The following is an 18144-nucleotide window of genomic DNA, read 5'->3' as shown; positions in this document are numbered from 1 at the left end:
TGGTCGGTCCTGCCTCCGACCGTTGATACCGGGGTCCGACCCGAATCCCTAGCCGGGGGCGGGTATTGCGACCGTTTCGTGACCTGCCGCGAGGTGGCGGGGAGTGCCCTCGCCAGCGGGTCCATGACCTGCGACGACGACGGCTGCGCGCGCGCTGACAGAGGCCTCGCCTAGGCTCGTCGGCGTGAGCCCACGCCTGCCCGACCCGGACCCCGCGCCGGGTCTCTTCATCGCCTTCGAGGGCGGGGACGGTGCCGGCAAGTCCACCCAGGCCCGGCTGCTCGCGCGGGCGCTGCGGGACCAGGGGCGCGAGGTGGTGACCACCCGGCAGCCCGGCGGGACCGAGCTCGGCGTGGCGCTGCGCGACCTCGTGCTGCACGGCGGGCACGTCAGCCCGCGGGCCGAGGCGCTGATCTTCGCCGCCGACAAGGCCCAGCACGTCACCGAGCTGGTGGCCCCGGCGCTGGCCCGCGGCGCGGTCGTGGTCACCGACCGCTACACCGACAGCTCGGTCGCCTACCAGGGCGCCGGACGCGACCTCGGTGCCGACGAGGTCGACCGGCTGCAGCGGTGGGCCGTCGGCGACCTCGTGCCCGACCTCACCGTGGTCGTCGACGTCGCCGCCGGCGAGGGGCGCCGTCGCCGCGGTGAGCAGCACGACCGGCTCGAGCGCGAGGCCGACGTCTTCCACGAGTCGGTGCGGCAGCACTTCCTCGACGCCGCGGCGGCGGCTCCGGAGCGCTACGTCGTCCTCGACGGGACGCTGGCGGTGGCGACCCTGCACGAGCAGGTGCTCGGCGCCCTTCGGGACCGGGGGTGGCTCTCGTGAGCGCGGCCGTGCCGGAGGACGGGGTGTGGCGCGACGTCGTCGGCCAGCCCGACGTGGTGACCGCGCTGCAGCGCGCCGTGGGGGACCCCACGGCGATGACCCACGCCTGGCTCTTCACTGGTCCACCCGGTTCCGGGCGCTCGGTGGCGGCCCGCGCCTTCGCCGGGGCGCTGCTGTGCCCGCAGGGCGGCTGCGGGCGGTGCCGGGAGTGCACCACGGCGCTCGACGGCACCCACGCCGACGTCGACGTGCTGGCCACCGAGGCGCTGTCCATCGGGGTGCGCGAGACCCGTGACCTCGTGCAGCTGGCGGGCCGGGCGCCCTCGGTGGGCCGCTACCGGATCGTGCTCGTCGAGGACGCCGACCGGCTCACCGAGCAGTCCGGCAACGCCCTGCTCAAGGCGCTGGAGGAGCCCACCCCGCGCACCGTGTGGCTGCTGTGCGCGCCCAGCCTCGAGGACGTGCTGGTGACCATCCGCAGCCGGGCGCGGCACGTGCGGCTGCGCACCCCGCCGGTGGACGCGGTGGCCGAGCTGCTGCACCGGCGCGACGGGATCGAGCCGGGGATGGCGACCTATGCCGCGCGGGCGGCGCAGAGCCACATCGGCATGGCCCGCAGGCTGGCCACCGACGAGGGGGCACGCATCCGGCGCCGGGACACCCTGGCGATCGCCGCCCGGGTGCACGGGGTCTCCGACGCCGTCGGGGCGGCCGTCGACCTGGTGCAGATCGCCGAGCAGGAGCGCGACCGCACCCTGCAGGACCGGGCGGCGAGCGAGCGGACCCGGCTGCTGGAGACCCTCGGTGCGGATCCGTCGGCGCGCACCCAGCCGCCGCACGTGCGCGGCCAGCTCAGCGCTCTGGAGAAGGAGCAGAAGACCCGGGCGACCCGCTTCACCCGGGACATGGTCGACCGGGCGCTGGTCGACCTGCTCAGCGCCTACCGGGACGCGCTGGTGCTGCGCACCGGCAGCCGGGTGCCGCTGGTCAACGAGGACGCCCGGGCGATCATCGAGCAGGTGGCCCGGGGCTTCGACGAGGACGGCCTGCTGCTGGCCATGGAGGCGATCGGGCTGGCCCGGGAGCGGATCGACGCCAACGTCGCCCCGCTGCTGGCGCTGGAGGCGATGGCCGTCTCGCTGCAGGTGCCTGCCACCGGCGACCGCTGACCCTCCCCGTCGTCCGCCGCGGGTACCGTCGGCGCCATGCCTCACCCTCGTCGTCCTCACCGCGCGAGTCGTCGCGCCGGTCGCCGCGTCGGGCGCGGTCTGCTCGCTGGCACCACCGTCGCGGCGCTCGTGGCGGTCGCCGGGTGCTCGGTCTTCGAGGACGAGGGGCCGGAGCCGACGAGCATCGCCTCGGGAGAGGCGGCGATCCCCGAGGGAGCCGAGGAGATCTACGACCAGCAGCTGAGCTGGAGCGACTGCGACGGCGAGCAGTGCGCCGAGCTGACCGTGCCGGTGGACTGGGACGAGCCCGACGGCGAGACCATCGAGGTGGCCCTGCTCAAGGCGGAGGCGACCGGCGACGCCATCGGCTCGCTCGTGGTCAACCCCGGCGGGCCGGGCGGGTCCGGCGTCGACTACGCCCGCTACGCCGACTACATCGTCAGCCCCCAGGTCCGGCGCGCCTACGACGTCGTCGGCTTCGACCCGCGCGGGGTGTCGCGGTCCGCGCCGGTGGACTGCCTCTCCGACGGCGAGCTCGACGACTTCCTCGGCATGGACCCCACGCCCGACGACGAGGCCGAGCGGACGGCCGCGCAGGAGGCCGCCGCCGACCTCGGCGAGCAGTGCCAGGCCGAGACCGGCGAGCTGCTGGGGCACGTCGCGACCGAGGACGTCGCCCGGGACATGGACGTGCTGCGGCACGTGCTCGGTGACCGGCAGCTGACCTACCTCGGCAAGTCCTACGGCACCTACCTCGGCACGGTCTACGCCGAGCTCTTCCCGGAGAACGTCGGCCGCTTCGTCCTCGACGGGGCGGTGGCGCCCGACCTGACGAGCGCGGAGCAGACCATCGGCCAGGCCACCGGCTTCGACCGGGCGACCAGGGCGTGGGCCCAGGCGTGCGTCGAGGACGGCTGCGAGCTGGGGGAGAGCGAGCAGGAGGTCATCGACACCATGCTCGCCACGCTGGAGGGCCTGGACGCCGACCCGCTGCCCGGGGCCGGCGGGGTCGAGCTCACCGAGGGCTGGGGCACGGTCGGGGTGGCCCAGGCGATGTACGAGCAGGGGCTGTGGTCCGAGCTCAACGACGCCCTGGTCGCCGTGCAGCAGGGCGACGGCGAGCCGCTGGGCCAGCTCTCGCTGCAGTACGCCCGGCGCAACGCCGACGGCAGCTACAGCAGCAACATCATGGAGGCGATCTACGCGGTCAACTGCCTCGACCACCCCGAGGAGACCGGCGAGGATGCCCGGCAGGAGCTCATCGAGCGGGCCGAGGAGGAGGCCCCGATCTGGGGTCGCTTCATGGTCGGCACGTCGTCGGTGTGCGGCGAGTGGCCCATCGAGCCGGTCTCGCAGCCGCGTGAGATCGCCGCCGAGGGCGCCGCACCGATCCTCGTGGTCGGCACCACCCGGGACCCGGCCACCCCCTACGAGTGGGCCGAGCGGCTGGACGCGCAGCTCGCCGACTCCGCGCTGCTGACCCTCGAGGGCGACGGGCACACCGCCTACATGCGCTCCAACAGCTGCATCGACGCCGCCGTCGACGACTACCTGCTCACCGGCGAGCTCCCCGCCCCCGACGCCCGCACCTGCTCCTCCTGACCCACCCACCCCCTTCGTCCTCCCACCACCCGCCCACCCCCCTCCCCAACTGCCTAAGGGGCTGCACACGCTGCGCCTGCAAGCGCAGCGTCTGAGGACAAGGTGAGCGGCTGTCCGGCCTGGGAGATGAGGCGAGTGATCTTGCACGGCACCAACGAGGCGAAGGGGGCCGTCCGCCTCCGCGTCGGCGGTGCGGCGGGCCCGTCAGCCGTCGATTTCATCGCCGGGCAGCGCGGTCGGTATGCTCGGGCACCGCGCCACGGCGCACGCCGCCTTAGCTCAGTCGGCTAGAGCGATTCACTCGTAATGAATAGGTCGTCGGTTCGATTCCGACAGGCGGCTCCACCACCTTCGGCCCCTGACAGGCACCGTCCTGATCGGGGGCCGACGTGCGTCCCGGCCCGGCGCTTCAGCCGCGCACGCACTCCCGCAGCTCGCGCTTGAGGATCTTGCCGGAGGCGTTCTTGGGCAGCTCCTCGATGACGTGCACCGCCTTGGGCACCTTGAAGCCGGCCAGCCGGGTGCGGGCGTGCTCCAGCAGCGCCTCGACGGTGACGTCCTCCTTGAGCACGACCACCGCGGTGACCGCCTCCACCCACTTCTCGTCGGGTGTGCCGATGACCGCGGCCTCGGCGACCGCCGGGTGGCTGAAGAGGGCGTCCTCGACCTCGCGGGAGGCGATGAGCACCCCGCCGGAGTTGATGACGTCCTTGATCCGGTCGACGACGGTGATGTAGCCCTGCTCGTCGACCTGCACGAGGTCGCCGGAGTGGAACCACCCGTCCCGGAAGGCCTCGGCGGTCGCCTCCGGCTTCTCCCAGTAGCCCTCGCACAGCTGCGGCGAGCGGTAGACCACCTCGCCGAGCTCGCCCGGCGCGACGTCGGCGCCCTCGGCGTCGACCACCCGCATCTCGGTGAAGAGGACCGGCCGCCCGGCGGAGTCGGGTCGCTCGGCGTGCTCCTCGGGGCGCAGCACGGTGCACAGCGGCCCCATCTCGGACTGGCCGAAGCAGTTGTAGAGCCCCAGCTCAGGCACCTTCTCCTGCAGCCGCTGCACGACCGGCCCCGGCATGATCGAGGCTCCGTAGTAGGCCTTGGTCAGCGAGGTGAGGTCGCGCCCGGCGAAGTCGGCGTGGTTGGTCATCGCCACCGACAGCGTCGGCGCGGCGAAGAAGGCACGGTGCCCGTCCCGCTCGATCCGCTGCAGGATGTCCGCCGGGTCCGGGACCTCCAGCAGCGTGCTGCGGGCCCCGACCGCCAGCCACGGCAGCAGGAAGACGTGCATCTGCGCCGAGTGGTAGAGCGGCATGACGTGCAGCGGCTCGTCGTCGGCGCTCAGGTCGAGCGCGGTGAGGCAGCCGAGGTACTGGTGGATCAGCGCGCGGTGGGTCATCATCGCGCCCTTGGGGTGCGAGGTCGTCCCGGAGGTGTAGAGCAGCTGCGCGAGGTCGCCGTCACCCACCTCGACGTCCAGCGCGGGCACCTCGCCGGAGCGCGCCGCGGAGAGCAGCGAGTCGTCAGCGTCGCGCAGCGCCCGGACCGGCACCTCGACCTCCTCGAGGTCGGTGACCCGCGGCGCCAGCTCGGGGTCGGCCAGCACGAGCGAGGCACCGGACTGGGCCACCAGGTACTCCAGCTCGACACCGGTGAGGTTGTAGTTGAGCGGCACGTGCACCAGGCCGGCCCGGGCGCAGCCGAGGAAGGCGAGCAGGTAGGCGTCGGAGTTCTTGCCCAGGGTGGCGACGCGGTCCCCCTTCGTCACCCCGAGCGAGAGCAGGTGGGTAGCGGCCCGGGTGGTCGCCTCCTCCAGCTCGGTGTAGGTCCACGTCCGGTCGGCGAAGGTGAGCGCGGTCCGGGAGCCGAAGGCCCGGGCGCTGCGTCGGATGATGCCGTCGATCGTGGAGGCTCGCATGTCGCTCATGCCCCGATCGTGCTGGCGATCACACCCGGAATCAAGACCTGAGTCCAGATTCAGGACCGGCTGCTCGCGCTGACGTATGGCGACACGCGGTTCCCGGGCCAGGTGACCCGGCGTGTCTCCATACGTCAGCGAAGGGTGTGGCGGCGGGTCAGGCCACGTCCTGCTCGCGGGCGGCGCGTACCTGGGCGAGCACGAGGTCGCTCATCTCGTCCGCGTGCCGCTCCGGCAGCCAGTGCGCGGCGCGCATCTCGACGTACGTCGCCAACGAGCCGAGCCCGCGCTGCAGCAGGTCGCGGGTGCGCTCGGCGACCGGCCGGCCGAAGGCAGGGTCCTTCGACCCCCACACGTAGGCGGTGGGCACCTGGGCCAGGCGCGGACCGGCCGGTCGGCCCGTCTCGGCGCTGCCAGCGGCGCCCGCCGTCGCGGTACCCCCCTTCGCCCTACCTCGCCCACGCCCGGGGCGCGGCAGCATCGAGCCGATCATGGCCCGGTACCAGTTGAGCCCGCCCTGGGCGGCGCCGCTCGGCCCGCCGGGTCCGCTCAGCCGCTGCGCGTGGTGGGCCACCTGGTCCCTCGGCAGCCCGAGCCGGGTCAGCAGGGGGCGGGCGAAGCGGCGCAGCAGGGCGGCCGGCACCTTCGGCAGGGCGAAGACCACCATGTACCAGCTGTGCTTCCACTGCCCGCCGTGCCGGAAGGCCCAGAGCATCGCCGCCGGGTGGGCCGTGGACAGGACGGTGAGGCTGGACAGCCGCTGCGGGTGACGCTCGGCGAAGGCCCAGGCCAGCGCGCCGCCCCAGTCGTGCCCGACGAGGTGCACGCGCTCGGCACCCGTGGCGTCGACCAGGGCCAGCGCGTCGCCGACGAGGTGACGCATCTCGTAGTCGCGGTAGTGCGGCGGACGGGCGCCTGGGGAGGTGCCGCGCAGGTCGGGGGCGATGACCCGCAGCCCCTGCGCGGTGAGCTGAGGCGTCATCTTGGCCCAGGCCGTGCGGTCCTGCGGCCAGCCGTGCAGCAGCAGCACCACCTCGCCGTCCTCGGGTCCGTCGTCGTCGAGGTCGAAGGTCAGGCCGTCATGGCTCACGTAGCGCACGACAGGGACGCTACGCGGCGGCCCGGGTGCGGCGACAGGGTGTGTCCACGGCGGGACGGCGAACGACCAGCGACGCGAGGACCAGCGACACTGGGGTGGTGAGCCGCACGCACTTCGCCTTCGACGCGACCTGGCGGGTGGCTGCCCCGCCGGGGGACCTCTTCGCCGCGCTGGCCGCGGTGGAGGACTACCCGCGCTGGTGGCCGCAGATCGTCGGGGTGCAGCGGCTGAGCGACGAGCACGGCATCGCGACCATCCGCAGCCGGCTCCCGGTCAGCCTGCGGCTGGTGCTCTCGCGGGCGGTGCAGGACGAGTCGCGCGGGGTGCTGCGGGTGGACATCGCCGGGGACCTCGTCGGCTTCGCCGCCTTCACCGTCGTGCCGGAGGAGGGCAGCGGGGCGCGCGCCGACTACCGGCAGGAGGTCCGGGTGGCGGCGCGCCACCTGCGCCTGGGGGCGCTGCTCGCCCCGCGGCTGCTGCGGGCCAACCACGAGCACATGATGCGCGCCGGCGAGACCGGCCTGCAGCGGCTCCTCGGCTGACGCGCGACCACCTACGACGCGCGCTACCACGCAGTAAGTGCTGCGATCACAGCACTTACTGCGTGGTAGCCCGCGTCATGAGGGTGCGGGGAGAGGGCAGAGGGCGAAGGGGGAGGGTGGTCAGTCCTCGTCGCTGAGCGGGTTCTCCTTGGTGGCGAGGGTGTCCTGAGCCTTGGACAGGGCCTCGTCCATCTCCTCCTCGCTGTGCCGCACGACGTTCTGCTGCGGCGGCTCCCCGTAGGGCATCTTCCAGCGGGCGGTGGTCATGCCGGCGTCGCTGGCCCGCTTCAGGGCCTCCTCGACGACCCGCTCGGCGTCCCGACGACCGGCCCAGTGGGCGCCCTCGACGGACTTGCCGGGCTCGAGGTCCTTGTACGTCTCGAAGAAGTGCTGGATCTCCAGCCGGTCGAACTCGCTGATGTCCTCGAGCTCGAGGATGTGGTCCTTGCGCGGGTCCCCGGCCGGGATGCAGAGGATCTTGTCGTCCCCGCCGGCCTCGTCGCGCATGTGGAACATCCCGATCGGCCGCGCCCGCACCAGGCATCCCGGCCAGGTCGGCTCGTCGAGCAGCACCAGCGCGTCCAGCGGGTCCTCGTCCTCGCCGAGGGTGTCCTCGACGTAGCCGTAGTCGCTGGGGTAGGCCATCGAGGTGAAGAGCATGCGGTCCAGACGGATCCGGCCGGTCTCGTGGTCGACCTCGTACTTGTTGCGCTGACCCTTGGGGATCTCGATGGTGACGTCGAACTCCACGTCCGGTTCCCTTCGCTGCGGTGGATGTGACTTAGGCTCTGGGGCTCAGTCTCTCTCATCATCGGACCGGACAGGCAGGGGGATCGTGTGCGTCGTCTCATCGGTGGTCTGAGCGCCGTCGTGCTCGTGGCCGCGGGGTACGTCGCCGCCGACGCCTACGACGTCGTGCCGGGGGTGCTCACCCTCGATCAGCCCCAGCCGATCACCGTCCCCGAGGAGCAGGCCACCGAGCCCGCGCCGGAGGCGATGCCCGACCTGGTCGCCGACGAGCCGGTGCTCGCCCCGCTGGCCGACGACGCCCCGGTGCCCACCACCTCCGGCCTGGCCGACGCCCTGCGCGACGACCTCGGCGACGACTGGCTGGGCTCCCGGGTCGGTGCGGTGGTGCGCGACGGCGACACCGGCGAGGTGCTCTACGAGCGCCATGCGGACCGGACCCAGCAGGTCGCCTCCACCCAGAAGCTGCTCAGCGCCGCCGCGGTCAGCTCGACCACCGACCTCGCCTCGAGCATGACCACCCGGGTGGTCGAAGGGGAGAGCGAGGACGAGATCGTCCTCGTCGCCGGCGGGGACACCATGCTGGCCCGCGGCGAGGGCGACCCGACGAAGGTCGAGGGCCGGGCCGGGCTGACCGACCTCGCCGACCAGGTCGCGGAGTCCCTGGGCGAGCGCCAGGACGGGCTGACCCTGCGCCTGGACGCCACCTACGCCGCCGGCGAGCGCTACCCCGACAGCTGGGACATGGCCGACGTCAGCAGCGGCTTCACCCAGGGCGTGACGATGATCGGGCTGGCCGGGCAGCGGCCGCTGCCCTACGACCCCTCGCCGCGCTTCCCCGAGCGGGAGGTGCTCTCCGCCTTCGCCGACCGGCTCGAGGAGGCGGGCGTCAGCGTCACCGTCGAGGACGGCGGGGACACCTGGCGCACGGCCGCCCCGGACGACGCCGAGGAGCTCGGCTCCGTCGAGTCGGCGCCGATGGGGGAGGTGCTCGCCCTCGCCCTGCAGGACAGCGACAACGCGCTCACCGAGAACCTCGCCCGCCAGGCGGCCGTCGCCGACGGCGCCGGGGCGGGCTTCACCGACGTCGCCGGCTGGATCACCACGACCCTGGAGCAGGCGGGGGCCGACATGACCGGGGTGCGGCTGCTGGACGCCTCCGGCCTCAGCCGCGGGCAGCGAGCCACCGCCCGATCGATCTCGGACGCCATGGAGCTGGGGGTGACCGGCGACGGCGGCGGGCTGCGCGGCGTGCTGGCCGACCTGCCGGTGGCCGCCCTCAGCGGCACCCTCGACGAGCGCTTCACCGAGCCGGAGAGCCAGGGCGCGGCCGGGGTCGCCCGGGCCAAGACCGGGACCCTCACCGGCGTCTCCAGCCTGGCCGGGACCACGACCACCGCCGACGGGCGGCTGCTGACCTACGTCATCGTCGCCGACCAGGTGCCCGACTCGACCGGCACGATCGGTGCCCGTAGCGTGCTGGACCGGGCGGTGGCCACGCTCACCGGGTGCGGCTGCCGCTGACGACCCGAGGATCCGACCCGCGAGGATCTGACCGCCCGAGGATGAGGAGCCGCGCGTGACGCAGTACGTCGACTGGAGCTTCGCCAAGACCACCGGGGCACGGCTCGCGCCGGCCGGACCGGACGTCAGCCACGCCGAGGCGCAGCAGGCGGTGGGCCAGATCCGCGAGCTGGCCGCGCAGGCCGTCGAGCCGGTGGCCGAGACCTCCCGGCTGCGCGCCCCGGGCGACGCCCCGGCCCCGCTCGTGGTGGACCGGCCGACGTGGATCTCGGTGAACGCCGACTCGATGGCCGCGCTGCTGGACCCGGTCGTCGAGCGCCTGGCCGCCAGCCAGAAGAAGGCGCCCGGAGCCACCGCCCAGCGGATCGGCGGCAAGGTCACCGGTGCCGAGGCCGGCGGCATGCTCGCCTACCTCTCCACCAAGGTGCTCGGCCAGTACGACCTCGCGCCCGGCGGCACCCCGGCCCTGCTGCTGGTGGCGCCGAACCTCGTGCACACCGAGCGCGAGCTCGACGTCGACCCCCGCGACTTCCGCTACTGGGTGTGCCTGCACGAGGAGACGCACCGGGTGCAGTTCACCGCGGTGCCGTGGCTGCGCGAGCACCTGGTCTCCGAGGCGCAGTCGCTGGGCGCCGACCTCGTCCCCGACCCGGACGCGCTCACCGAGCGGATGCGCCAGGTGGCCACCCAGCTGCCCAAGGCCTTCTCCGGCGAGGGGCAGGGCCTGGCCGACGTCTTCGCCACCCCCGAGCAGCGGGCGAAGATGGCCGAGCTCACCGCCGTCATGTCCCTGCTCGAGGGGCACGCCGATGTCGTCATGGACGACGTGGGCCCGGCGCACGTGCCCAGCGTCGCCACCATCCGGGCCCGCTTCGACCAGCGGCGGAAGGGGGCCGGCGCCGCCGACCGGCTGCTGCGCCGGCTGCTGGGGCTGGAGGCGAAGATGCGCCAGTACCGGGACGGCGCCGCCTTCGTGCGCGGGGTGCAGGAGCGGGTCGGCGTGGACGGCTTCAACCACGTCTGGACCTCGCCCGAGACCCTGCCCACGGCCCGGGAGATCACCGACCCGGCCGCCTGGGTGGGCCGCATCCACGGCTGAGCCGAGACCGAGCGTGGCTGCCGGGACCCCCGCCGAGGCGGACGTGCGCCGCGCGGTGCGGGCGGTGCTCTCCACGTCGCTGCCGCCGCGCCCCTCCGATCCGGTCACGACGCCGCCCCCTGTCGACGGGGTGGAGGTCGACGGGGTGCAGGGGCCGCTGGTCCTGGCCGCCGTCAGCGGGGGAGCGGACTCGCTGGCGCTCGCGGCGGCGCTGGTCCGCGAGGCCGGTCCGCGCGACGTGCGGGCCGGGGCGGTGATCGTCGATCACGGCCTGCAGCCCGGCTCGGGCGCCGCTGCCGCCACCGCCGCGCAGACCTGCCGACGGCTCGGTCTCGACCCCGTCCGGGTCGTCGGCGCCTCGGTCCACGAGACCGGCGACGGGCCGGAGGCGTCCGCGCGGACGGCGCGCTACGCGGCCCTGGACGCGGTCGCGGAGGAGGCCGGTGCCGACCTGGTGCTGCTCGGCCACACCCGGGACGACCAGGCCGAGCAGGTCCTGCTGGGCCTGACCCGGGGCTCCGGGGCGCGCTCTCTGGCCGGGATTCCGGCGGCACGCGGCCGCTACCGGCGCCCCTTCCTCGACATCCCCCGGGAGACCACCCGGGCGGTCTGCGCGGCGCTGGGACTGCATCCCTGGCAGGACCCGATGAACGCCGACCCCCGCTACGCCCGGGTGCGGGTCCGCCAGGTGCTGGGTGACCTGGAGGGCGCGCTCGGGCCGGGGCTGCCGGCGGCGCTGGCCCGCTCGGCCGACCTGCTGCGCGCGGACGCCGACCTGCTGGACGGCCTGGCCGCGGACGCGCTGGCGCGGCTGGAGGCGGAGGACGATGCCCGCGCGGCGCCGGTCGACGCCTCGCCGGACGCTCCGGTCGAGGCGCCGGTCGAGGCGCTCGCCGCCCTGCCGGAGGCGCTGCGCACCCGGGTGCTGCGGACCCTGCTGCTGCGGGTGGGCTGCCCACCGGGGCAGCTCTCTGCGGCCCACGTGGCCGAGGTGGATCGGCTGCTCGTCGACTGGCGCGGCCAGGGCCCGCTGCACCTGCCCGGCAGGGTGCGCGGCAGCCGACAGGGCGCCCGCCTTCTCCTCGGGCGGTCACCTCGGGTTGAATGAGCGTCGTGGACGCCGCAGACATCCAGGACGACCTCGCCCGCGTGCTCATCACCGAGGAGGAGATCCAGGCCCGGTTGGCCGAGCTCGCCGAGCAGGTGTGGGCGCACTACGACGACGGCCAGGACGTCCTCCTCGTCGGCGTCCTCAAGGGCGCGGTCATGGTGATGGCCGACCTCATGCGGCACCTGCCGGGCTCGGTCCCGATGGACTGGATGGCGGTGAGCAGCTACGGCTCGGGCACCAAGTCCTCCGGCGTGGTGCGCATCCTCAAGGACCTCGACGCCGACATCACCGGCAAGCACGTGCTCATCGTCGAGGACATCATCGACTCCGGCCTGACGCTGAGCTGGATCCGGGCGAACCTGCTCTCCCGCAGCCCCGCCTCGGTCGAGATCCTCACCCTGCTGCGCAAGCCGGACGCGGCGAAGGTGGAGATCGACACCCGCTGGGTGGGCTTCGACATCCCCAACGAGTTCGTCGTCGGCTACGGGCTGGACTTCGACGAGGGCTACCGCAACCTGCGCGAGGTGGCCACCCTCGCCCCGCACGTGTACTCCTGAGCGACGCAGAGAGAAGACGCAGAGAGAACCCGAGCGGCTGCCGCCGATGCCTTCAGCGACGCACCGCTACGCGACCCGGCTGGACTGGTCCGGCAGCACCGGCGTCGGCTACGAGGGCTACGGGCGGACCCACCGGGTCTCCCGCACCGGGGAGCACGGCCTCGACGTCGAGGCCAGCGCCGACCCCGCCTTCCGCGGTGATCCGGCGCTGACCAACCCCGAGGAGCTGCTGCTGGCCGCGGCCAGCTCCTGCCAGCTGCTCTCCTTCCTCGCCGTCGCCGCCCGGGCCCGGCTGGACGTCCTCGGCTACACCGACGACGCCGTGGCCGAGATGCCCGAGGACGACCCGCCGCTGCGGGTCACCACGATCGTGCTGCGCCCGGTGGTCACCGTCCGGGCCGGCGAGCGCTCCGCGGACGAGGTCGACCGGCGGGTGCGGCACCTGCTGGAGGTCGCTCACCGGGAGTGCTTCATCGCCCGCTCGCTCACCTCGGACATCCGGATCGAGGCCGAGGTCACCGTCGTCTAGATCAGCGCGGTCCAGGGTCGTCCCGGTCGGCCACAGGGCGGTCCGTGCGCGGGCTGAGTGAGCGCAACCAGGTGCCTCGCCCCGACCTGAGGCGACGGGATGCGCTCGCTCGCGGCGACGGTGGACGGTCCCCGACGTGCGGGTGGTCCGGCCCGGGCGCCCGCGCGGGAACACGGCACCGGGGGAGGGCGTTGGCATGCTGAAGGCGACCCTCCGGTAGGTGTCAGGTAGTTTCGTCCTGATCACCCGTCGCGGCCGCCGACCGCCGCACGTCGTCGAGCAGGAAGCCGGGGCCGGACCCCAGATACATGAACGCCAAGAAGATCTTCCGTTCGCCCGCCTTCTGGGCGCTGCTGCTGATCAGCGCCTTCGTCCTGATGTTCTCCCTCCAGGGCAACGGCGGCTACGAGCGCATCGACACCTCCGCCGCCCAGACTCTGCTGCGCGACGAGCAGGTCCAGGACGTGCACATGACCAGCGACAACGTGCTGCAGATGGACCTCAAGGAGGGACAGACCTACTCCGACGGCGAGGCCGTGGAGGACGCGACGAAGGTCGAGACCGAGTTCATCGACGCCCGCTCCGACGAGATGCTCGCGCTGGTCGAGGAGAACGTCCCCGGCGTCCAGAACGACACCATCGAGCACCCGAGCATCTGGGGCTCGGTGCTCTTCTCGCTGCTGCCGCTGCTGCTGCTCGTCGGCCTCTTCTGGTTCATCATGAGCCAGGCGCAGGGCGGCAACAAGGTCATGCAGTTCGGCAAGTCCAAGGCCAAGCTCGCCCCCAAGGACTCCCCGAAGGTCACCTTCGACGACGTGGCCGGGGCCCAGGAGGCGGTCGAGGAGCTCCACGAGATCAAGGAGTTCCTGCAGGAGCCGAGCAAGTTCATGGCGGTCGGCGCCAAGATCCCGAAGGGCGTGCTGCTCTACGGTCCGCCCGGCACCGGCAAGACCCTGCTGGCCCGTGCCGTGGCCGGCGAGGCCGGGGTGCCCTTCTACTCCATCTCCGGCTCCGACTTCGTCGAGATGTTCGTCGGTGTCGGTGCCTCCCGGGTGCGTGACCTCTTCGAGCAGGCCAAGGCGAACTCCCCGGCGATCGTCTTCGTCGACGAGATCGACGCCGTCGGCCGCCACCGCGGCGCCGGCCTCGGCGGCGGGCACGACGAGCGCGAGCAGACGCTGAACCAGCTGCTCGTGGAGATGGACGGCTTCGACGTCAAGACCAACGTCATCCTCATCGCCGCCACCAACCGCCCGGACATCCTCGACCCGGCGCTGCTGCGCCCGGGCCGCTTCGACCGGCAGATCGCGGTCGAGGCCCCGGACATGATCGGCCGCCACCGGATCCTCGAGGTGCACGCCTCCGGCAAGCCGATGGCGCCCGGCGTGGACCTGCTCGCGGTGGCCCGTCGCACCCCCGGCATGACCGGCGCGGACCTGGCCAACGTGCTCAACGAGGCCGCGCTGCTGACCGCCCGCAGCGACGCCCAGTTCATCGACGACAAGACCCTCGACGAGGCGATCGACCGGGTGATGGCCGGGCCGCAGAAGCGCACCCGGATCATGAGCGCCCAGGAGCGCAAGATCACCGCCTACCACGAGGGCGGGCACGCGCTGGTCGCTGCCGCGATGAACCACACCGACCCGGTGGCGAAGGTGACGATCCTGCCCCGGGGCCGCGCGCTCGGCTACACGATGGTGCTGCCGACCGACGACAAGTACTCCACCACCCGCAACGAGATCCTCGACCAGCTGGCCTACGCCCTCGGCGGCCGGGTCGCGGAGGAGATCATCTTCCACGACCCCACCACCGGCGCGGCCAACGACATCGAGAAGGCCACCGCGATGGCCCGCAAGATGGTCACCGAGTTCGGCATGAGCGAGCGGGTCGGTGCGGTCAAGCTCGGCCAGAGCCAGGGCGAGGTCTTCCTCGGCCGCGACATGGGCCACCAGCGCGACTACAGCGAGGAGATCGCCGGGATCGTCGACGAGGAGGTGCGCCGCTTCATCGAGGCCGCCCACGACGAGGCCTGGCACGCCCTCAACGACAACCGGGACGTCCTCGACCGGCTCGTCCTGGAGCTGCTGGAGCACGAGACCCTCGGCCCGAAGGAGATCGCCGCGGTCTTCGAGGACGTGCGCAAGCGCCCGCCGCGCCCGACCTGGCTCTCCAGCGAGTCGCGCTACCTCTCCGACAAGCCGCCGGTGCTCACCCCGGCCGAGCAGGAGGCGATGCGGCGCCGCGACCAGGAGCTGCAGCACGCCCGCAACGGCAGCAGCCCCACCGGTGCTCCGCCGGCCGGTGTCGGCGCCCAGCAGGGCGACCCGGGCACCGTCGCGGCGATCGACGAGGCCGCCCAGGAGGGCGCCGACCCGCGGCTCGAGGAGCGCCCGCCCACCGAGGTGCGCGAGCTCCCCGAGGACGGTCGCGTCGACCCCGACGACCCCCGCTGAGGCACCGGTGAGCAGCGAGCTGCCGGTGAACGGCGTGGCACCGGCGGGTGCCTCCAGCCCGGTCGACCTGCCCCGGATCGAGGCGGCCGTCCGCGAGATCCTGCTGGCGGTCGGCGAGGACCCCGACCGGGACGGCCTCGTCGAGACCCCCGGCCGGGTGGCCCGGGCCTACGCCGAGGTCTTCTCCGGGCTGCACGAGGACGCCGGCGAGCTGCTGGCGACCACCTTCGACCTGGAGCACGACGAGCTGGTCATCGTCCGCGACATCGACATCTACTCCACCTGCGAGCACCACCTGGTGCCCTTCCACGGGCGCGCCCACATCGGCTACCTGCCCGGGCCCACCGGCAAGGTCACCGGCCTGAGCAAGCTGGCCCGCCTCGTCGACGTCTACGCCAAGCGACCGCAGGTGCAGGAGCGGCTGACCTCGCAGGTCGCCGACGCCCTCGTCGACCACCTCGACGTGCAGGGCGTCATCGTCGTCGTCGAGGCCGAGCACCTGTGCATGTCGATGCGCGGGGTGCGCAAGCCCGGCGCCACGACGATCACCTCGGCGGTGCGCGGGGCGCTGCGCGACCCCACGACGAGGGCGGAGGCGATGGCGCTGCTCACCGGTGGCGCCCGGTGACGACGCCCACCACCGCCGCCCGGGGCGAGCCGCTGCTCATGGGCGTCCTCAACGTCACCCCGGACTCCTTCTCCGACGGCGGTCGTTGGGTCGAGACCGACGCCGCCGTGCGTCACGGGCTCGAGCTGGTCGCCGACGGCGCCCAGGTCGTCGACGTCGGCGGGGAGTCCACCCGCCCCGGCGCGCAGCGCCGGGACGAGGCCGAGGAGCTGCGCCGGGTGATCCCGGTCGTCACCGCCCTGGTGGCGAAGGGGGTCACCGTCTCGGTGGACACGATGCGGGCCGCCGTCGCCGAGCAGGCGGTGGCCGCCGGGGCGGCGATCGTCAACGACGTCAGCGGCGGGCTGGCCGACCCGCAGATGCCGGCCGTCGTGGCCGCGGCGGACGTCCCCTTCGTCGTCATGCACTGGCGCGGGCACAGCCACGACATGCAGTCCCGGGCCCGCTACGACGACGTCGTCGCCGACGTCTGCCGAGAGCTGACCGACCGGGTCGAGGCGCTGCTGGCGGCCGGGATGCGGCGCGAGCGGCTGGTGCTCGACCCGGGCATCGGCTTCGCCAAGACCGCCGAGCACAACTGGCAGCTGCTCGCCGGGATGGCCCGGGTCGTCGACCTCGGCCTGCCGGTGCTCGTCGGCACCTCGCGCAAGACCTTCCTCGGCGCGGTCGGGCGATCCGAGGGCACCGAGCGACCGCTGGACGAGCGGGACGTGGCGACCGCGGTGACCACCGCGGCGGTGGCCCACGCCGGCGTCTGGGGGGTCCGGGTGCACGACGTGCAGGCCTCCCGCGACGCCCTGGACGTCGCCGCCGCCCTGGCGGGTGCGCGATGACCGGCGGCGCCGGCAGCGTCGGCGTCACCAGCGGTGAGCTGCTCAGTGACATCACCACCGGAGACACCACCACCGGTGACACCATCACCCTCACCGGGGTCCGCGCCCGTGGGCACCACGGGGTGCTGGACCACGAGAAGCGCGACGGGCAGGAGTTCGTCGTCGACGTCGTGCTGCACCTCGACCTCGCCGACGCGGCGGCCACCGACGACCTCACCCGCACGGTCAGCTACGCCGACGTCGCCGCCGACGTCGTGCGCCGCGTCGAGGGGCCCGCGCTGGACCTCATCGAGACCCTCGCCGGGCAGATCGCCGACGACGCGCTGGCCCACGAGGCCGTGCAGCGCGTCGAGGTGACCGTGCACAAGCCGCAGGCCCCGGTTGGGGTCCCCTTCGTCGACGTCGCGGTGACCCTGCGCCGGTCCCGGCCGATGCGGGTCGCGGTCGTCGCGCTCGGGGCGAACCTGCCCCACCAGGCACCGGGGACCGTGGACGACGGGGACGAGCCGGCGAGCCCGCAGCAGGGAGTGCTCGCGGCGCTCGACCACCTGGACGCCCTCGGCGACGTGCTCGCCGTCGGTGACCTCGTGCTCAGCGACCCGGTCGGCGGCCCGGAGCAGCCGCCCTACGTCAACACCGTGGTGCTGCTCGGCACGGCCCTGCAGCCCGGCGCGCTGCTGGCCCGGCTGCACGAGATCGAGGCGCTCTTCGGCCGGACCCGCGAGGTCCGGTGGGGGCCGCGCACCCTCGACCTCGACCTGATCCAGCACGGCGACCCGCGGGACGACACGGACACCCGCAGCGCCGACGACGTGCTCACCCTGCCGCACCCGCGCGCCCACGAGCGCGCCTTCGTCCTCGTGCCGTGGCTGTCGGCCGACCCCGACGCCGTGCTCCGGGTCGGCGAGCAGGTGGTCCGGGTCGACGCGCTGGTCGAGGGCATGGACACCAGCGGGGTGCGGCCGATGCCGCTGGTCGCCCGCTGGGCGGACGCCGGGGACCCCTCGTGCTGAGGTCCGGGCTGCGCGCCGGCTCGTTGCTGCTGCTCGCGGTCATCGCCACCGGCCTCTCCTGGGTCGTCGGCCGCTGGTGGCTGGACGCCGGCAACCAGCCGCTGCGGGTCACCTGGCTGGCGGCCGGTCTGCTGCTGGCCATGGCGGTCGTCGTGCTCGTCATGGGCTGGCGGATGCGCCGTCACCAGCGCGGTCAGGCCCGGGTCGAGCCGCTGCTGGCCGCACGGATCCTCGCGCTGGCCCAGGCGAGCGCGCTCACCGGCGCGGTGGTCGGCGGCGGCTACCTCGGCCAGGCGCTGGTGCTGCTGCCCGACCTCGACTTCGGGGGCCGCGGCACGATCGCCCTGTGGGACGCCCTCGCCGGGCTTGGTGGGCTGCTCGTCGCGGGCGCCGGGCTGATCGTGCAGTCCTGGTGCCGGATCGTCGAGGACGACGACGAGGGCGAGGACGGCGAGCAGCGACGGTCGCGCCCGTCGGCCTGAGTGCTGGCGGCCCGG

17 protein-coding genes and 1 tRNA gene are annotated in these 18144 nt (G+C 73.7%); 15 read left to right on the top strand and 3 right to left on the bottom strand.

The features are described from left to right. Positions 1–184 precede the first annotated feature (184 nt). The 4 genes from tmk to BJY28_RS02110 all read left to right on the top strand — a co-directional run bounded on the left by tmk (position 185) and on the right by BJY28_RS02110 (position 3945). Complete coding sequence (tmk, locus tag BJY28_RS02125) at positions 185–829, top strand: dTMP kinase (protein ID WP_343036916.1); 645 nt, start codon at positions 185–187, stop codon at positions 827–829. Continuing rightward, positions 826–1998: a DNA polymerase III subunit delta' gene (locus BJY28_RS02120; protein ID WP_343036915.1), complete on the top strand. Its 1173-nt coding sequence runs from the start codon at positions 826–828 to the stop codon at positions 1996–1998. The genes tmk and BJY28_RS02120 overlap by 4 nt, the downstream gene beginning before the upstream one ends. A 36-nt stretch (positions 1999–2034) precedes the next feature. Then, the gene (locus BJY28_RS02115) at positions 2035–3600 is read left to right on the top strand and encodes an alpha/beta hydrolase (RefSeq protein ID WP_179461539.1); all 1566 of its coding nucleotides are present in this window, start codon (positions 2035–2037) and stop codon (positions 3598–3600) included. Between the two features lie 268 nt (positions 3601–3868). Continuing rightward, positions 3869–3945 (top strand) — tRNA-Thr (locus tag BJY28_RS02110). A 64-nt stretch (positions 3946–4009) separates the two neighbouring features. On the opposite strand, the gene BJY28_RS02105 is transcribed toward BJY28_RS02110, so the two are convergent. Both BJY28_RS02105 and BJY28_RS02100 read right to left on the bottom strand, forming a co-directional pair. Then, positions 4010–5521 (bottom strand): fatty acyl-CoA synthetase, encoded by a 1512-nt coding sequence (locus BJY28_RS02105; RefSeq protein WP_179461538.1) that lies wholly within the window; start codon positions 5519–5521, stop codon positions 4010–4012. A 148-nt stretch (positions 5522–5669) separates the two neighbouring features. Further along, complete coding sequence (locus BJY28_RS02100) at positions 5670–6611, bottom strand: alpha/beta fold hydrolase (RefSeq protein ID WP_179461537.1); 942 nt, start codon at positions 6609–6611, stop codon at positions 5670–5672. A 98-nt stretch (positions 6612–6709) separates the two neighbouring features. Here BJY28_RS02100 and BJY28_RS02095 point away from each other — a divergent pair, with 98 nt between their 5' ends. After that, complete coding sequence (locus BJY28_RS02095; protein ID WP_179461536.1) at positions 6710–7153, top strand: SRPBCC family protein; 444 nt, start codon at positions 6710–6712, stop codon at positions 7151–7153. A 120-nt stretch (positions 7154–7273) separates the two neighbouring features. Here BJY28_RS02095 and BJY28_RS02090 read toward each other — a convergent pair whose 3' ends face one another. Further along, a complete protein-coding gene (locus BJY28_RS02090; protein WP_179461535.1) occupies positions 7274–7903 on the bottom strand; it encodes an inorganic diphosphatase in 630 nt (209 codons plus the stop codon). Positions 7904–7990: 87 nt separating this feature from the next. Here BJY28_RS02090 and dacB point away from each other — a divergent pair, with 87 nt between their 5' ends. From dacB to BJY28_RS02040, 10 genes are all read left to right on the top strand, one after another. Further along, positions 7991–9424, top strand: a complete 1434-nt coding sequence (gene dacB, locus BJY28_RS02085) for a D-alanyl-D-alanine carboxypeptidase/D-alanyl-D-alanine endopeptidase (protein WP_179461534.1) — start codon at positions 7991–7993, stop codon at positions 9422–9424. A gap of 55 nt (positions 9425–9479) precedes the next feature. Continuing rightward, positions 9480–10523 carry a zinc-dependent metalloprotease gene (locus tag BJY28_RS02080; protein ID WP_179461533.1) on the top strand — a complete coding sequence of 348 codons (1044 nt, stop codon included), beginning with the start codon at positions 9480–9482 and terminating at the stop codon, positions 10521–10523. A gap of 13 nt (positions 10524–10536) precedes the next feature. Continuing rightward, entirely contained in the window at positions 10537–11631 is a 1095-nt protein-coding gene (gene tilS / locus BJY28_RS02075) for a tRNA lysidine(34) synthetase TilS (RefSeq protein ID WP_179461532.1), read from the top strand. A 5-nt stretch (positions 11632–11636) separates the two neighbouring features. After that, a complete protein-coding gene (gene hpt / locus BJY28_RS02070; RefSeq protein WP_179461531.1) occupies positions 11637–12191 on the top strand; it encodes a hypoxanthine phosphoribosyltransferase in 555 nt (184 codons plus the stop codon). A gap of 46 nt (positions 12192–12237) precedes the next feature. Next, positions 12238–12720: an OsmC family protein gene (locus BJY28_RS02065; protein ID WP_179461530.1), complete on the top strand. Its 483-nt coding sequence runs from the start codon at positions 12238–12240 to the stop codon at positions 12718–12720. A 308-nt stretch (positions 12721–13028) separates the two neighbouring features. Then, positions 13029–15173, top strand: a complete 2145-nt coding sequence (gene ftsH, locus BJY28_RS02060) for an ATP-dependent zinc metalloprotease FtsH (RefSeq protein WP_179461529.1) — start codon at positions 13029–13031, stop codon at positions 15171–15173. A gap of 7 nt (positions 15174–15180) precedes the next feature. After that, complete coding sequence (gene folE / locus BJY28_RS02055) at positions 15181–15801, top strand: GTP cyclohydrolase I FolE (RefSeq protein WP_343036913.1); 621 nt, start codon at positions 15181–15183, stop codon at positions 15799–15801. 38 nt (positions 15802–15839) lie between these two features. Further along, complete coding sequence (gene folP / locus BJY28_RS02050) at positions 15840–16634, top strand: dihydropteroate synthase (protein ID WP_179463884.1); 795 nt, start codon at positions 15840–15842, stop codon at positions 16632–16634. Then, on the top strand, positions 16631–17647 hold the full coding sequence (gene folB, locus BJY28_RS02045) for a dihydroneopterin aldolase (protein ID WP_179461528.1): 1017 nt from the start codon (positions 16631–16633) through the stop codon (positions 17645–17647). The genes folP and folB overlap by 4 nt, the downstream gene beginning before the upstream one ends. Next, positions 17641–18129 carry a DUF3180 family protein gene (locus tag BJY28_RS02040; RefSeq protein ID WP_179461527.1) on the top strand — a complete coding sequence of 163 codons (489 nt, stop codon included), beginning with the start codon at positions 17641–17643 and terminating at the stop codon, positions 18127–18129. Before folB ends, BJY28_RS02040 begins: the two co-directional genes overlap by 7 nt. The last annotated feature ends 15 nt before the right edge of the window (positions 18130–18144 follow it).

Source organism: Janibacter alkaliphilus (assembly GCF_013408565.1).
In the GTDB taxonomy this organism is placed as follows: Bacteria; Actinomycetota; Actinomycetes; order Actinomycetales; family Dermatophilaceae; genus Janibacter; species Janibacter alkaliphilus.
This window is presented reverse-complemented; position numbering and strand designations above follow the sequence as displayed.

Bases quoted from the DNA above. Each gene is read 5' to 3' on its own strand.
- BJY28_RS02115 (WP_179461539.1), top strand. From the start codon at position 2,035: ATGCCTCACCCTCGTCGTCCTCACCGCGCGAGTCGTCGCGCCGGTCGC.
- BJY28_RS02105 (WP_179461538.1), bottom strand. From the start codon at position 5,521: ATGAGCGACATGCGAGCCTCCACGATCGACGGCATCATCCGACGCAGC.
- BJY28_RS02065 (WP_179461530.1), top strand. From the start codon at position 12,238: ATGCCTTCAGCGACGCACCGCTACGCGACCCGGCTGGACTGGTCCGGC.
- ftsH (WP_179461529.1), top strand. From the start codon at position 13,029: ATGAACGCCAAGAAGATCTTCCGTTCGCCCGCCTTCTGGGCGCTGCTG.
- folP (WP_179463884.1), top strand. From the start codon at position 15,840: ATGGGCGTCCTCAACGTCACCCCGGACTCCTTCTCCGACGGCGGTCGT.
- folB (WP_179461528.1), top strand. From the start codon at position 16,631: ATGACCGGCGGCGCCGGCAGCGTCGGCGTCACCAGCGGTGAGCTGCTC.